At 62.8% G+C, this 13,808-nt stretch carries 15 protein-coding genes; 4 read left to right on the top strand and 11 right to left on the bottom strand.

The genetic code is table 11. The annotated features are described in order from the left end of the window. Positions 1-45: 45 nt before the first annotated feature. The 7 genes from KZJ38_RS12990 to KZJ38_RS13020 all read right to left on the bottom strand — a co-directional run bounded on the left by KZJ38_RS12990 (position 46) and on the right by KZJ38_RS13020 (position 6,581). Entirely contained in the window at positions 46-1,116 is a 1,071-nt protein-coding gene (locus tag KZJ38_RS12990; protein ID WP_219800312.1) for an ABC transporter permease, read from the bottom strand. Between the two features lie 20 nt (positions 1,117-1,136). Continuing rightward, positions 1,137-2,732, bottom strand: coding sequence for a sugar ABC transporter ATP-binding protein (locus KZJ38_RS12995; RefSeq protein ID WP_219796284.1), 1,596 nt, complete (start codon positions 2,730-2,732; stop codon positions 1,137-1,139). Between the two features lie 347 nt (positions 2,733-3,079). Further along, positions 3,080-4,036, bottom strand: a complete 957-nt coding sequence (locus KZJ38_RS13000) for a sugar ABC transporter substrate-binding protein (RefSeq protein WP_219796285.1) — start codon at positions 4,034-4,036, stop codon at positions 3,080-3,082. 230 nt (positions 4,037-4,266) lie between these two features. Further along, positions 4,267-5,244 (bottom strand): magnesium/cobalt transporter CorA, encoded by a 978-nt coding sequence (corA, locus tag KZJ38_RS13005; RefSeq protein ID WP_219796286.1) that lies wholly within the window; start codon positions 5,242-5,244, stop codon positions 4,267-4,269. A 63-nt stretch (positions 5,245-5,307) separates the two neighbouring features. Then, positions 5,308-5,826, bottom strand: coding sequence for a hypothetical protein (locus KZJ38_RS13010; RefSeq protein WP_246641462.1), 519 nt, complete (start codon positions 5,824-5,826; stop codon positions 5,308-5,310). Positions 5,827-5,935: 109 nt separating this feature from the next. Further along, positions 5,936-6,355, bottom strand: a complete 420-nt coding sequence (locus tag KZJ38_RS13015; protein ID WP_219796287.1) for a type II toxin-antitoxin system VapC family toxin — start codon at positions 6,353-6,355, stop codon at positions 5,936-5,938. Next, positions 6,342-6,581, bottom strand: coding sequence for a FitA-like ribbon-helix-helix domain-containing protein (locus KZJ38_RS13020; RefSeq protein WP_219796288.1), 240 nt, complete (start codon positions 6,579-6,581; stop codon positions 6,342-6,344). Before KZJ38_RS13020 ends, KZJ38_RS13015 begins: the two co-directional genes overlap by 14 nt. Positions 6,582-6,877: 296 nt before the next feature. Here KZJ38_RS13020 and cydX point away from each other — a divergent pair, with 296 nt between their 5' ends. Continuing rightward, positions 6,878-7,051 (top strand): cytochrome bd-I oxidase subunit CydX, encoded by a 174-nt coding sequence (gene cydX, locus KZJ38_RS13025; protein WP_219796289.1) that lies wholly within the window; start codon positions 6,878-6,880, stop codon positions 7,049-7,051. Positions 7,052-7,352: 301 nt separating this feature from the next. On the opposite strand, the gene KZJ38_RS13030 is transcribed toward cydX, so the two are convergent. The 3 genes from KZJ38_RS13030 to KZJ38_RS13040 form a co-directional block, all read right to left on the bottom strand. Beyond that, positions 7,353-8,450, bottom strand: a complete 1,098-nt coding sequence (locus KZJ38_RS13030; RefSeq protein WP_219796290.1) for a saccharopine dehydrogenase family protein — start codon at positions 8,448-8,450, stop codon at positions 7,353-7,355. Positions 8,451-8,684: 234 nt separating this feature from the next. Continuing rightward, positions 8,685-9,158: an Lrp/AsnC family transcriptional regulator gene (locus tag KZJ38_RS13035; RefSeq protein WP_219796291.1), complete on the bottom strand. Its 474-nt coding sequence runs from the start codon at positions 9,156-9,158 to the stop codon at positions 8,685-8,687. 134 nt (positions 9,159-9,292) lie between these two features. Further along, the gene (locus KZJ38_RS13040; RefSeq protein WP_219796292.1) at positions 9,293-9,835 is read right to left on the bottom strand and encodes an RNA polymerase sigma factor; all 543 of its coding nucleotides are present in this window, start codon (positions 9,833-9,835) and stop codon (positions 9,293-9,295) included. Between the two features lie 431 nt (positions 9,836-10,266). Between KZJ38_RS13040 and KZJ38_RS13045 the strand changes: the two genes are divergently transcribed. The 3 genes from KZJ38_RS13045 to KZJ38_RS13055 all read left to right on the top strand — a co-directional run bounded on the left by KZJ38_RS13045 (position 10,267) and on the right by KZJ38_RS13055 (position 13,259). Beyond that, positions 10,267-11,610, top strand: a complete 1,344-nt coding sequence (locus KZJ38_RS13045) for a nucleobase:cation symporter-2 family protein (protein ID WP_219800314.1) — start codon at positions 10,267-10,269, stop codon at positions 11,608-11,610. A 419-nt stretch (positions 11,611-12,029) separates the two neighbouring features. Continuing rightward, positions 12,030-12,539, top strand: a complete 510-nt coding sequence (locus tag KZJ38_RS13050) for a Spy/CpxP family protein refolding chaperone (RefSeq protein ID WP_219796293.1) — start codon at positions 12,030-12,032, stop codon at positions 12,537-12,539. Positions 12,540-12,821: 282 nt separating this feature from the next. Continuing rightward, positions 12,822-13,259: a PGDYG domain-containing protein gene (locus KZJ38_RS13055; protein WP_219796294.1), complete on the top strand. Its 438-nt coding sequence runs from the start codon at positions 12,822-12,824 to the stop codon at positions 13,257-13,259. A 150-nt stretch (positions 13,260-13,409) separates the two neighbouring features. Here KZJ38_RS13055 and KZJ38_RS13060 read toward each other — a convergent pair whose 3' ends face one another. Then, positions 13,410-13,778: a DUF3022 domain-containing protein gene (locus KZJ38_RS13060; RefSeq protein ID WP_219796295.1), complete on the bottom strand. Its 369-nt coding sequence runs from the start codon at positions 13,776-13,778 to the stop codon at positions 13,410-13,412. Positions 13,779-13,808: the final 30 nt, after the last annotated feature.

The raw sequence follows: 13,808 nt of genomic DNA on the forward strand, positions 1-13,808 counted from the left end.
TGCCGCATGTGGCTATCATTCAATGCAAGTTTACGTCCACACGCCTCATACGCGTTTGCGATGGCTGCGATAAGTGTCGAGAACGACCGCCACGACGATTACCGCGCCCGTAATCATGCGCTTGGTCGGCTCGTTCGCCCCAATCTGGGCGAGGCCCGCCGCCAGCACCGAGATGATCAACACGCCGAAAAACGTGCTGATCACCGACCCGCGCCCGCCCATCAAACTCGTCCCGCCGATCACCACCGCCGCAATCACCTGCAGCTCGAGACCGACGCCCGCATTCGGGTCTGCCGCCTCGAGCCGCGAGATCTGGAACAGCGCCGCGAGCCCCGACAGCGCGCCCATCAACGCAAACACGATCACCTTGTAGGGCCGCGGATTGACGCCCGCGAGCCGCACCGCCTCCTCGTTCGTGCCGATGCCGATCAGATAGCGCCCGAACACCGTGCGCGTCAGCACAAGCTGCGCGACGATCATCACCGCGACCGCGATCAGGAACGCCGGCGAAATGCCGAGCGCGATCGGATTCGACAGGAAGTCGAACGCATCGCCGATATACGCGGTGCGGGAGTTCGTCATCTGGTACGCGAGGCCGCGCGCCGCTTCCAGTACGCCGAGCGACACGATGAACGACGGAATGCGCCAGCCGACCGTCACCGCGCCGGTCAGCGTGCCCGTCAGCGCGGCGGCGGCAAGGCCGAACGCGGCCGCGAGCAGCGGGCCGAGCCCCCACTTCAGCGACGCGACGCTCACCACCGAGGCCCCGAGCGCGAGCACCGAACCGACCGAAAGGTCGATGCCCGCGATGATCAGCACGAAGGTCATACCGACCGACATCACGACGAGATCGGGAATCTGATTCGCGATCGTGATGAACGTGTCGTAGGTCAGGAAATGCGAGCTCAGCACCGAAAACAGCGCGATCATCGCGGCGAGCGCGCCCGCGAGACCGAGGTAGTTCGAGAATCCGAGGCGCGTGCCCGCCGGCTTGCCGCTCGCCAGCGGCGCCGACGGGTCGTGCGCCACGGGGGTCGCGGAACCACCCGCAGCGCCCGCGCCGCCGCTCGATGTGCCGCTGCCGGCGTTGCCGCCGACGCCCGGTTCCTTGCTCATTGCGATGCGAGGCTGTTCGATCATGGCAGCTCTCCTGCGGCATCTGTTTCATGCGTCGCGAGCATCGCTTCGCGGCTCCGGTAACCGGCGAACGCGGCGGCGAGCAGCGCGTCCTGCGACCACGCATCGCGCTCGAACATGCCCGTCATCCGGCCGGCCGACATCACGCCGATCCGGTCGCAGATCAGCATCAACTCGCGCAGATCGCTCGACACGACGACGAGCGCGCGGCCCTCGCGTGCTAGCGCTCCCATCAATGCATAAATGTCGAACTTCGCGCCGACGTCGATGCCGCGCGTCGGCTCGTCGAACAGCAAAACCTTGCAGTCGCGCGCGAGCCAGCGCCCGATCACGACCTTCTGCTGATTCCCGCCGGACAGCTCGCCGACCGGCTGCGCCGGCCCGGACGTGCGAATGCGCATGGCGCCGATCTGCTGTCTGGCGAGCGCGTTCTCGCGCGCGGTATCGATTACACCGTGCCGCGCCACGCGGCCGATATTGCCCAGCGAGATGTTCGCGGCAACCGGTTGCGGCAGCAACAAACCTTCGCCCTTGCGGTCTTCGGTGATGAGCGCGATACCCTGGCTCACCGCATCCGCCGGCGAGGCGATGTGCACCGGCGCGGGCGTCGCGCCCGGCGCCGCAGCCAGCGAAACCGTGCCGCGATCCTTCAGGTCGGCGCCATAGATGAGGCGCATCAGCTCGGTTCGGCCCGCGCCGATCAAACCGCTGATGCCGAAAATTTCACCCGCACGGACCTCGAACGACACGTCGCGCACCACCTTGCCGCGGCCGAGCCCATCGATTTTGAGCAGCGGCGCGCCGATCCGGCGTTCGCCGAGATCGATGCGCTCGCCGATCTCGCGGCCGACCATCAGTGTGACGATCTGGTCGCTCGTCAGATTCGCCATTGCGTCGACATGCACGAGCTTGCCATCGCGCAGCACCGCGATGCGCTCGGCGACGCGCGCGAGTTCCTCGAGCCGATGCGAGATATAGACCAGCGCGACGCCGCGCGCTTTCAACCGGTCGATCTGCTCGAACAGCAGGTCGACTTCGCGGGCCGTCAGCATCGCGGTCGGTTCGTCGAGAATCAGCACACGGCAGTCGCCGATCAGGTTGCGCGCGATTTCGACCATCTGCTGATGACCGATACCGAGCTCGCCAACGAGCGTGTCCGAATCGATCGCATCGAGCCCGACTTGCGCCATTGCCTCGCGCGCGTCGTCGCGCAGACGCGGCCGGTCGATCCAGCCGAACGACAGGCCGCCGCGCTTGGGCAGGCGGTTCAGGAAGAGATTCTCGGCAACCGATAAGGTCGGCAGCAGGTTCAGCTCCTGCATCACCATGCGCACGCCGAGCGCTTCAGCTTCAGTGCGGCTGGCCGGCGCATAAGGCACCCCGCCGAGGCGCATCGTACCGGCCGTGGGCGTGACGAGACCGCCGATGATTTTCGACAGCGTGCTTTTGCCTGCGCCGTTTTCGCCGGTGAGCGCCAATACTTCGCCCGCGCGCAGCGTGAGCGCGACATCGGATAACACCGGCTCGGCGTAAGTTTTCCCGATTCCGGTTACGGACAGCACGGCAGACGATGCGTCGTTGTCGGTCGAATCCATTGTGATCAAGGTTCCGGGCTGCCGCGCCGGATTTCGCTCACCAGTTGTACAGCGAACGATGCGGCGCCGGGCAGCCACGCATGTCATGTCGGCATGCTACGCAGAGGTCGTGTGCGACTGTGATGCACACGGACGGTACGCGGACCACGCCGGACGCATATGCTGCGCCGCGCCGGCCGTCATGACGCTTAACTCGATAACGGCGGCGCAGCGGATTTCTTTAGCATTTATTGAATTGACGGAAAAACATTCGCGAATAACGAAAATGCACGGTTGTTTTTCATGCCTTTCGCATGCGCGGCAATTTTCCGACGGGTTGATGCAATCGCGGGCGCCGGGCGCTGCGCTTACTTCGTCACGAGATCGACGGGCGTTTCAACCACGCCGGACAGCTGCGACTGCTTCTTGTGCTCGCTCAACGCCTTCAACGCGGTATCGATGCCGAACACAGCCTGCTTTGCCGCGTACTGATCAGCGGTCGCGAGCACGCGGCCGTCCTTCAGCATCGGCTTGATCGCGTTGATGTCGTCGTAGCCGACCACATACACCTTGCCCTGCTTGCCCGTCGCGCGCACCGCCGACACCGCGCCGATCGCCATATTGTCGTTACCGCACAGCAGCGCCTTCAGGTTCGGGTACTCGTTGAGCATAGCGGATGCAACCGCGTTGCCCTTATCAATTTCCCACTCTCCCGATTGCACCGACACGATCTTCGCGCCGACTTTCTGCATCGCGTCCTTGAAGCCCGCGGTGCGCTGCTGCGCGTTGGTGGTGGTGGAGACGCCTTCGATAATGCCGACCTCGTCGCCGGACTTGAGCTTCTGCGCGAGATAGTCGCCGACCTTCTGCGCGCCCTTGCGGTTGTCCGGACCGACGAACGGCACGTTCAGGTCTTTCGACTTCAGCACCTCGGGGTCGAGCCGATTATCGATGTTGACGACGATGATGCCGGCATCGACTGCCTTCTTGACCACAGGCACGAGCGCCTTCGAGTCGGCTGGCGCGAGCACGATCGCGTCGACCTTCGAGACGATCATCTGTTCGACGATGCGGATCTGGTTCGCGGTGTCGGTTTCGTCCTTGATACCGTTGGTGATCAGGTCGAAGGTGCCGGAGTTGTGCTGCTGATATTCCTTCGCACCGGTTTCCATCGTGAGGAAGAATTCGTTGGCGAGCGACTTCATGACCAGCGCCACTTTAGGCTTTTTCGTGGCCTGCGCATGCGCCGGCATGGCGGGCAGCGCGACGGCGGCGGTCAAGGCGAGCCCGGCGGCAAGAATGCGGCGGCGGATGCGTTGGTTCATGCGTTATCTCCGGTTGTTGGCAGGCTTAAGCAAAAAGCCTTCTTTATTGAGGTCCGCAAACGTTTGCGGAGCCTATTCTCAACGTATGCGCTTGTTCGTGTCAACGACGGCTGGTGTTGCGCCGCACAGAGCGAGGCAACGGGCGCGCCGGATTCGACTGCGTCGCGATTCCAACGCATGGATTCGACCGCATCGATTTCGCCGCATGGACTCCACCGCATGGTTGCGTGTTATAGCCAGTTGGCCTTCTTGAAGCGCCACCACAGGAACACATCGATGGCCAGCATCACGGCAATACAGATCGGGTAGCCAAACTTGTAGTGCAACTCCGGGATCTTTTCGAAGTTCATCCCGTAGATGCCGGCGATCATGGTCGGCACCGCGAACAGTGCGGCGAACGAACCGAGGCGCTTGGTCACCTCGTTCTCCGCGAGCGAGATCATGCCGAGATTCACCTGGACCGCCGTGACGATCATTTCGCGGCGCGCTTCGATGGTCCGCACAATCCGGTCGAGATGGTCGTAGACGTCGCGAAAATACGCCTGCATGCCCGAACAGATAACCGGAATGCGCCCGCCCGTGAACTTGCCAATTGCTTCGAGCAGCGGCGCGATGTGGTGCTCGAGCGTAACGAGCCGGCGCTTCAACGAGTAGAGGTCTTGAATGATCGCGCGCGATGCGGCGAGGCTGTGCCTGTCGAAAATGCGGTCTTCGATCTGTTCGATCTCGGTGCCGAGCGCCTCGAGAATCGGGAAATAGCGATCGACGACCGCGTCCGCCAGCGCGTACAACACGAAGGCCGCGCCCTGCCTGAGCAGTTGCGGCTCGCGCTCGCACCGTGCACGGACCTCCTGAAAACCGTGCCGCGTGCGATTGCGTACCGTGAGCACGTAGTTGCTGCCGACGAACACGTCGACCTCGCCGATCAGTATCTCGCCGTCGTCATCGAGTTCGAGCGTGTGCATGACCGCGAACAGCGATTCGCCGTACTCCTCGATTTTCGGCCGCTGATGGCCGTTGCGCACGTCTTCGACCGCGAGCTCGTGCAGCCCGAACTCGTTCTTCATCACATCCAGTTCGCCGGGAGCCGGATCTTTCAGTGCAACCCAGACGAAGCACTCGGGCTTCGCCACATAGACGCTGATGTCGTCGATTTCGATGTCGGCGAGCTTTCGGCCGTCCTGGTACGCGGCGCAGTTGATCAGCATGGTCAGATACCTTGAAAACGAAATATGCGAACGAGAGATGTGGGATTGTCGGGCCGCTGGCCGCTATTGCGCAACGCGCGTAAGTACGATGCGGTGGTCGGCGTTGAACGTGATGCTCGCGCGGTTCGTATAACGCGGGTCGGCGGTGACGATGAATTGCAACTCGCGTACCGGATCGAACTGTGTCGAGACTGCAAGCCGGTGTAGGCCTGGCGTCAGGTAGAACACGATGTGTTCACCATTCATCAGATCGGCCACCCGCTCACCGTCGATATAGACGAGCGCATCGCGAAACCGCACGATAACGTCGTCGCTCCGCTCGCGCCTGACATCGACCGCAACCATGCCGCTGGCGGGCTCCGTGTAGCCGGGCTTGACGATGCGATCGGCGGACACGGCCTTGAACGGTACAGGCTCGGCGGGCGTCGCGCCGCATGCGGCCACGCAAAGCGCGGCCGCTGCGAGCAGTGCGGGACGAAACACGCGGGCGAACGCGCTTTTGATCGAGCCGCGCGCTTGTCTTAACGCACGTCCGGGCGCACGCGTGCCGCCTTGATGAAGCCGAAGCGCCGGTAGCCGCATCAGTTGTCTCCGTTGGCTCTTTTATGCTGGTGTTCTTTCTGTTGTCGACTCATGCTTTTCTTTGCCGCGCCGGCACTCAACTTGATCGCGCCCGGACCCTCGATTCGCGCTATGCGCCAAACGGATTGATCACCCTCGCGCCGGTTCCTGCGAAGTCGTCGGTATTGCGGGTGACAACAGTCAGGTTATAGATCAGCGCAGTGGCGGCGATCAGCTTGTCGAGCGAGTGCTCCGCGTGCGGCACACGTAGACGCCCCCATGTTTGCGCGACGTCGTCGCCCACCGTCAGGATGTGATTGGCGAACGTTCCGAGCAGCGTGTTCAGCCATTCCTCCAGTTTGGTGGCCTGCTCGACATCGCCGCGATGTCGCATGAGGTCGACGCCGCGCCGCAATTCGCCAATCGTGATAACCGACAGGTACAGCCCCAGTTGCTCCTTTTGCGCATGACTAAAAAACTCGCGCACGCCCTCGTCGGCGCCGCGCTGCTTGCGAATTTCGCTTATTACGTTGGTGTCAATCAAATACACGGCTTCCCTCACCTTCATCATTGTTGACGCGCTCGAAATCGGCATCCTTGCCGACATCGGGCATGCTCATGAGTACCTGAGCAAAGCTGAGCTTTTTCGGGTGGCGAAGTGCTTCCGCCAGGATTTCCCGATGCTCAGCTTCGACGCTGCGGTTATTCGACGCAGCACGTTTGCGCAGGCACTCGACGAGCGCTTCTTCCAGACCTCGAACCAGCAGAGTGGGCATGAACATCTCCAGGCTTTGACATGCTATCAATGCTATCACCTCCTTTCCAGAGTTGAAAGTAAATAGGTCGCCGGCGCTGCCACGACGCTTGCGTCGCGCAGCCTTCCGCGTAATGATCGTTGGGCGACCAACCCGCGCGCCGCCTTTACGGCAAGCGGCACGCGTTGTGTGCAGGCGTCAGTAAGCCATAGCCGAAGCGGGCTGCGAAGATCGTCCAAATGGCATATGGATAAGCCGCCCGACAGCGTGTAAGCGCTCGGTGTTCTAACAAAAATCAGGCGAAAAGGGAGACGTCCATGTGGTACTTCAGCTGGATTCTCGGTATCGGCGTCGCGTTGGGTTTCGGCATCATCAACGTGATGTGGCTTGAGGCGAACGGCAGGTTCGCGCGCGACTCCACGGAGTCCGCGACGTCCGCCTCGGCTGACGAACCGCCGGAGCCTGCGCCCGCGGCAGACAAACCGCTATGACCGGCGCCTCGAGCCGCGCGCATCCTCACGCGCATTGTTCAGCCGTGTAAGCGCGGCCGCGCCGCTATCGCGCGAGGTGTGTTAGGTGCGCGAGCGGCGGCTTATCGACCGGGAATGGCGGGAAGTGGAGAACAACGAAAAGCGACGGAAAGCGAGGAAAAACGGCGCGAGAATTCGCGTCGTCTGGCTTGCGGCAACCAACGACGTTGCGCGCGAACCGATCGCAGCGCGCGGCAAAATGATCACATAGCGAAGCAACCCGCCCCGCGCGCAATGCCCTACGCAACAGCACCCGTACCGCTCAAACCGTCGCCATCGCGTCCAGCGGCTGGCCCTCATACAACTGGCCGAAGCGGTTGCCGAGAAACTCGCGCAGCGACACCTGCTCCTGGCGCACGAACCCGCGTTGCGGCAGGCGCTGCTCCCGGAACAGATCGAGCACCGCGCACATTGCGCCCGCGGTGGTGATCTGAATCGCGCTCATCGGCATGCCGCACACAGTTTTCGCGAAGATCTTGCGGGTGAAGACTTCCTGCACGAGCTGACCGTCGCGCATGCCCGTCACCGTGATGAACACGAGCACGACATCCTGCGCAGTCGACGGCACCGCCCGGCGCATGATCGACTTCAGCGTGTCGCGGTCGCTCGACAGGCGCAGATCTTCGAGCAGGAACTGCATCAGGTCGCGGTGGCCCGGGTAGCGCACCGACTTGTAGTCGAGCGACTCGACGCGACCCGACAGCGTTTCGCATAGCGTGCCGAGCCCGCCGGACGTGTTGAACGCCTCGTATTCGATACCGTCGAGCGAAAAATGCTCGAGCCCTTCGAGCGGCTGGACCCACTGCGTGCGGTTATCGCGAATCGCTTCGCATGGCTGACAATATTCGTTGATCAGGCCGTCGACGCTCCACGTCAGGTTGTACTTCAACGCATTGGTCGGAAACTCCGGCAGCGCGCCGACGCGCATTTTCACGTCGCGGATTTCGCTGAAGTGGTTCGCGAGTTCATGAGCGGCAATGCCGATAAAACCCGGCGCAAGCCCGCATTGCGGCATGAACGCATGCTCCGCTTCGTCGGCGATCGCGCGGATTGCGTGCGTGGCGCGCACGTCCTCGGTCAGATCGAAGTAATGCACGCCCGCGCCCTTTGCCGCCGACGCGACATTGACGGCAAGGTAATACGGCAATGCATTGATGAGCGCATCGAAGCCCTGCACGGCAGCGCGCAGCGCGGCGGCCTCGGCGCAATCGACGCGGCGGGTCGGAATGCCTTGGGCGGCAAGCTTGTCGAGGGCGTGCTGATCGCGGTCGAGCGTGAGCACGTCGTAGTCGCCGGTCTCGCGCAGCATGTGAGCGATCGTGTGGCCGATCAAACCTGCACCAACGATGGCAACTTTCATGCGCTTCTCCTTTTTTGTGAATGTCGTGAGCGAAATCGCGCGCCACGTGGCTTGCAGCATTTCGTGCGGCGCCCGGCGGGCAAGCCCTACGAAAAGTTTAAGGAGAAGGACAGTCAGTTCCTACGCACAGAATGCTGCGTAATGACCACGATTTTCGTCATTTCGACAACGAAAACCGTCGTTATGTCGAAAACTCATAAAAACCGCGTAAATGACGGTACAAAGATGGCGCCGCTAACCACGCTCGCCGCCGATCAACCCGCGGTCGATCTTGCGCGCAAGAATGATCGACGTGGTCGTGCGTTCGACGCCCGCGAGGCCGCCAATCTGATCGAGCAGTTCGTTGAGCCGATCCGGCGAATCGGCGCGCAGCCAGGCGACATAATCGAACTCGCCGCTCACCGCGCACAGCAACTGCACCTCGGGCATTTTCGACAGGCGCTTCTGCACGTCGGGCCCGTACTTCGGCGCGAGGATGATGCCCACATAGGCGTAGATGCTCGCATCGAGCACGTCCTGGCCGAGTCGCACGCCATAGCCCGCAATTACATTCGTCTTTTCGAGCCGGGCAATGCGCGCAATCACCGTCGTGCGCGCAACGCCCAACTGGCGCGCGAGATTCGCAACGCTTTCGCGCGCATTGTTCTGCAGCAGCGCAACGAGGTTGCGGTCGAGTTCGTCGAGTTGATCGAGGCGCGGGGGTCTCATTGAAGGCGGCGTGTCTTGTCGTGTTGTTGCGTTGACCGTCGGTTGACGTGGGCACAGCGAGGTTCGCTGATTATGCCCGTGTTCGCCCCGCACGCGCACCGCCATCGTGCCGCAAGCACACGGCTAGCGAGAGACTAACGTGCCGTCGCCTGGCGGGACCGCTCCGGCAACGCCGCAATGTGCCGCCCGATTGCCTCGCGCGCACGCACGATCCGGCTCACCACCGTGTTGACCGGCACGCCGAGCACGTGCGCGGCCTCCGCATAGCTGAGCGCTTCGACGGCGACGAGCAGCATCGCCATGCGCTGCGCATGCGGGAGTTGATCGACGGCAGCCACGGTGTGACTGGACGCATCATGCGTGGAACCGGACGCGAGCGGCTGCCGAGGTCGCATAGGATCCTGTTCCCGTTGCGGCGCTTGCGCAGCGCCGCCGGTCCGTTTGCGCGAGCGCTGCGAGCGCAGTTCATCGATCCATACGCGATACGCAATCGCGTAGAGCCCGCACAGCGGCTGCACGTCATCGCGCAGCGGCCCGACGCGCTGCAGTGCGCGCATACAGGTCTTTTGCGTGAGTTCTTCCGCATCGAGCCGATCGCCGGTGATTCGCCATGCGAATGTCCATAGCCTCGGCAGCAGGTCCGGAAGCACTCCGGCCAGTTCTGTCGTAGTCGCCAACTTGATTCCTCAGTGGAGTTGCACGCGGTTGAGTGGCGGCGCGGCGTGAAAGCCGCGCGCGGCATGAGTCATGTGCATTGGCAAAACGACTGTCCGCGACGCATTTTCATTAAACTTATTCGTCGATGGGCCGGCTTTCACATTAAACCTGCATTTCGCCTCCCTCAGTCATCAAAGCGATGCGTTCAGTAAAGAAGCATCGGTGTCCGACGCAATTTAGCGGCGGCTTCATGAGGACGTGCCGCGCGAAATAGATGAGCGTAATCTTCTATCGCAGGCTTACGGCGCAGGCGGCCGGCCTCGGAAACCGTCCGCGGAATATCCGGCCGCAGCAGGTGTTGTATCGGCACCGCCATGTATCCGATGCCGCCTCCGCCGCGCATCTGGCACACGGCGCCCCGTCCGCACTCAACGACTACGGAGAAGAAGAAATGCACGCGACCACGGTCCACCCATGCGATGAACGCCTGCCCGCCGCCCGGCTGCTTACGCTCGGTTTTCAGCACGTTCTCGTGATGTATGCCGGTGCAGTCGCGGTGCCGCTGATCGTCGGCAGCGCATTGAAATTGCCGAAGGAACAGATCGCGTTCCTCATCAGCGCCGATCTGTTCGCATGCGGCATCGCGACGCTGATCCAGACGCTCGGCATCGGCATGTTCGGCATCCGCCTGCCGATCATCATGGGTTGCACGTTCACCGCGGTCGGTCCGATGATCGCGATCGGATCCGATCCGCGCCTCGGCCTGCTCGACATCTTCGGCTCGACGATCGCCTCCGGCGTGATCGGCATGCTGCTCGCGCCCGCGATCGGCAAGCTGTTGCGGCTTTTTCCGCCGGTCGTGGTCGGCAGCGTGATCGCGGTGATCGGGCTTTCGCTGATGGAAGTCGGCATCAATTGGGCGGCGGGCGGCGTCGGCAATCCCGACTATGGAAACCCCGTGTATCTCGGGCTTTCGCTTGCCGTGCTGCTGCTGATTCTCTTGATCAACCGCTTCGGGCGCGGGTTCTTCGCCAGCATCTCGGTACTGCTTGGCATCGTCGCCGGCTTTGTGGCCGCCGCGCTGATCGGCCGCGTGAATCTCGACGGCGTAGCCGCCGCGCCGTGGCTCGGCGCGGTGGTGCCGTTCCGTTTCGGCGTGCCGCACTTCGACCTCGTCTCGATCGCGACCATGACAATCGTCATGTTCGTGACGTTCATCGAATCGACCGGCATGTTCCTCGCGGTCGGCGACATGGTTGGCCGCCCGGTGGATCAGAAAGCGCTCGTGCGCGGCCTGCGCGTCGATGGTCTCGGCACGCTGATCGGCGGCGTTTTCAACGCCTTTCCGTACACGTCGTTCTCGCAGAACGTCGGGCTCGTCGGCGTGACCGGCATCAAAAGCCGCTTTGTCTGCGCGACGAGCGGCGCGATCCTGATCGTGCTCGGACTGGTGCCGAAGCTTGCGCAAATCGTCGCGTCGATTCCGGCATTCGTGCTCGGCGGCGCCGGCATCGTGATGTTCGGCATGGTGGCGGCAAACGGCATCAAGGTGCTATCCGAAGTCGACTTCACGAAGAATCATCACAATCTTTTTATCGTTGCGGTCAGCATCGGGCTCGGGCTCGTGCCCGTGGTGTCGCCGCAGTTCTTCGCGAAGCTGCCGCCTTCGCTCTCGCCGCTTCTGCACAGCGGGATTCTGCTCGCCGCGGTGGCCGCGGTCGTGCTCAATCTGATTTTCAACGGCCTGCGCGGCGAAAGCGCGGCGCTGCACGACGCTCAGCGCATGAGCCAATGAGGTGTGCCGCGGGTGCTGCTTGCGGGTGCTACTTGCGGGTGCTACTTGCGGGTGCTGCTTGCGGGTGCTGCTTGCGGGTGCTGCTTGCGGGTGCTGCTTGCGGGTGCTACTTGCGCGTGCCATTTGCCGGTGCCATTTGCGCGCCCCCTCGCGCTGGCACGATGACCGCGAGCTGACAAATGGCTTCACCCACGCTTCATACGGACTTCACGCGGCCTTGCAGATTGACGTGCGCTCGACGAGAGCCTGATGAGGATTTGAGCGCGCCGCGAGCGCGCTTTGTTCTTCTTACACAGCATTTACCGATCGTTTCGGTTGTAAGCAGTTGTCGCATTGGCGTCGCATTGCGGCGATATCGTGGTATTAATAATGCCCTGTCCGTACCCGTACCTCGATACCAACAGACATCAGGAGTCTCGATGAAAAAAACGCTCGTTTTGCTCGTATCTGCGCTCTCGATCAGCGGCGCCTTCGCCCAGACCCCGGCTTCGTCGTCGGCCGCGCCGGCCATGACGGCTGCTTCGAATGCGGACAAGTCCGCGCGCCGCGAGCAGCATGTGGAAGACCGCATTTCGTATCTGCATCAGCAGCTCAAGATCACGCCGCAACAGGAAACGCAGTGGAACGCGTTCGCCGACGTGATGCGCAGTAACGGCGACACGATGACGAAGCTCTTTCAGGAGCGCCGCGCCGACAAGAACATCTCCGCGCTCGACGATATGAAGCAGTATGCGGAGATCACGCAAGCGCATGCGGACGGTACGAAGAAGCTTGTCGATGCATTCCAGCCGCTTTACGACAGCATGTCGGCCGACCAGAAGAAGCTCGCCGATACGACGTTCCACGAGTCGCCGCCGCAAGGTGGCCGCCACCCGCACCGCAGCGGCAAGAAGGCCGCGCCGTCGAGCGATTCGACGGACAAGTCGTGATTTACAGGCCTCGATAGGCGGTACACGCACAACGCCCGTGGTGGCTCGCCAGGCGCGACCGCATCGCGTGAGTAGCCGGCTACCATTGCAACCCGAACGCCTGCCTTAAACGGCAGGCGTTTTCATTGGCGCGGGTCGCAAGCGCTTCGCCGAGCGCGTTCGCAGGCGCGTTCTTTCGTGGACATTTTCGTTGCGCTTCGCTTGTCGCTGCGCAATCTGGCATCATGCGAGTCCCGGCCGGTATCAGCGGCCTCCTCATCTGCCATCCTTGACAAGCCCGTCATGATCGAACTGACGAACCTCGATTTGCGTACCGATCCGCTCGCACAACGCGTCGTGAAGGATGAAACGGTCAGCGTCGAATTTGCCGCAGGCGTGGGCGAATTAATGAGTCTCGAAGGACCGAACCGTTATCAGGCCGACGATGCGCTGATTACCGGGTCGACCGGCGAGCGCTGGGTCGTATCGCGCGATCGCTTCGACGCGAAGTACACGCCCGCCGATCCCGCGATGGCGCACGGTACGTCCGGCGCTTATCGCAATCGACCGGCCGTTGTGCTCGCAAGGCAGATGAGCGAAGCCTTTTCGCTTGCGCGCACGGCCGCGGGCGGCGATGTGCTGCAAGGCACGGCCGGCGACTGGGTCATGCAATATGCGCCTGGCGATTACGGCGTCGTGCAGGCCGCGCGCTTTGCGAAGGTGTATCGCCGCGCGCCGTAAGCTCGCAAGTCTCGCGTGGCCGCGTGCGCCCGATAACGCCGTGCTGTACCGCGTCGCGACACGTCTTGCACGCCGGGCCAAGCTGAACCGCAAGGCACGAGTGCTTACCGCCCCGCTTGCTACCCTGCTTGCCAACCCGCCTGCCACACGTCAGGCAAACTCGTCCCCGAGTTCAACCGTCACTTCGCGCGGCACCGCTTCCCCATTTGCATACTGCTCTTCGAGCGAACCCAGCGACGCTTCGACAAACGCCCGCAGCACCGCAAAGCTGCGCGCGCGCGCCCGCGCCGGCATGGCGCGGTAACGCGCGAGCACAGGCGGCGCGACGACGATACTCATCGTGATCCGGCGCGCGGTCGCGCCGAAGCGCATGGCGACCCACTGCACGGTCAGCACCGGCGTGCCGCTTTCATCGGTGGGCTGCTCGACGAAGCGCGTCTGATCGGGAAACAGATCGCTGATCACGCGCGCGAGTTCTTCGATATCGGCACTCGCGCACTCGTATTGGTAGGCTTCCATATTGTGTCGTGGTGATTGAATGAGCCGCGG

It is taken from the genome of Paraburkholderia edwinii, from assembly GCF_019428685.1.
Classification (GTDB): Bacteria; Pseudomonadota; Gammaproteobacteria; order Burkholderiales; family Burkholderiaceae; genus Paraburkholderia; species Paraburkholderia edwinii.

What these genes read in the sequence shown, in the direction of transcription:
- KZJ38_RS12990 (WP_219800312.1), bottom strand. Translation starts at nt 1,116, where the DNA reads ATGAGCAAGGAACCGGGCGTCGGCGGCAACGCCGGCAGCGGCACATCG.
- KZJ38_RS12995 (WP_219796284.1), bottom strand. Translation starts at nt 2,732, where the DNA reads ATGGATTCGACCGACAACGACGCATCGTCTGCCGTGCTGTCCGTAACC.
- KZJ38_RS13000 (WP_219796285.1), bottom strand. Translation starts at nt 4,036, where the DNA reads ATGAACCAACGCATCCGCCGCCGCATTCTTGCCGCCGGGCTCGCCTTG.
- corA (WP_219796286.1), bottom strand. Translation starts at nt 5,244, where the DNA reads ATGCTGATCAACTGCGCCGCGTACCAGGACGGCCGAAAGCTCGCCGAC.
- KZJ38_RS13010 (WP_246641462.1), bottom strand. Translation starts at nt 5,826, where the DNA reads ATGCGGCTACCGGCGCTTCGGCTTCATCAAGGCGGCACGCGTGCGCCC.
- KZJ38_RS13020 (WP_219796288.1), bottom strand. Translation starts at nt 6,581, where the DNA reads ATGCCCACTCTGCTGGTTCGAGGTCTGGAAGAAGCGCTCGTCGAGTGC.
- cydX (WP_219796289.1), top strand. Translation starts at nt 6,878, where the DNA reads ATGTGGTACTTCAGCTGGATTCTCGGTATCGGCGTCGCGTTGGGTTTC.
- KZJ38_RS13030 (WP_219796290.1), bottom strand. Translation starts at nt 8,450, where the DNA reads ATGAAAGTTGCCATCGTTGGTGCAGGTTTGATCGGCCACACGATCGCT.
- KZJ38_RS13035 (WP_219796291.1), bottom strand. Translation starts at nt 9,158, where the DNA reads ATGAGACCCCCGCGCCTCGATCAACTCGACGAACTCGACCGCAACCTC.
- KZJ38_RS13045 (WP_219800314.1), top strand. Translation starts at nt 10,267, where the DNA reads ATGCACGCGACCACGGTCCACCCATGCGATGAACGCCTGCCCGCCGCC.
- KZJ38_RS13050 (WP_219796293.1), top strand. Translation starts at nt 12,030, where the DNA reads ATGAAAAAAACGCTCGTTTTGCTCGTATCTGCGCTCTCGATCAGCGGC.
- KZJ38_RS13055 (WP_219796294.1), top strand. Translation starts at nt 12,822, where the DNA reads ATGATCGAACTGACGAACCTCGATTTGCGTACCGATCCGCTCGCACAA.
- KZJ38_RS13060 (WP_219796295.1), bottom strand. Translation starts at nt 13,778, where the DNA reads ATGGAAGCCTACCAATACGAGTGCGCGAGTGCCGATATCGAAGAACTC.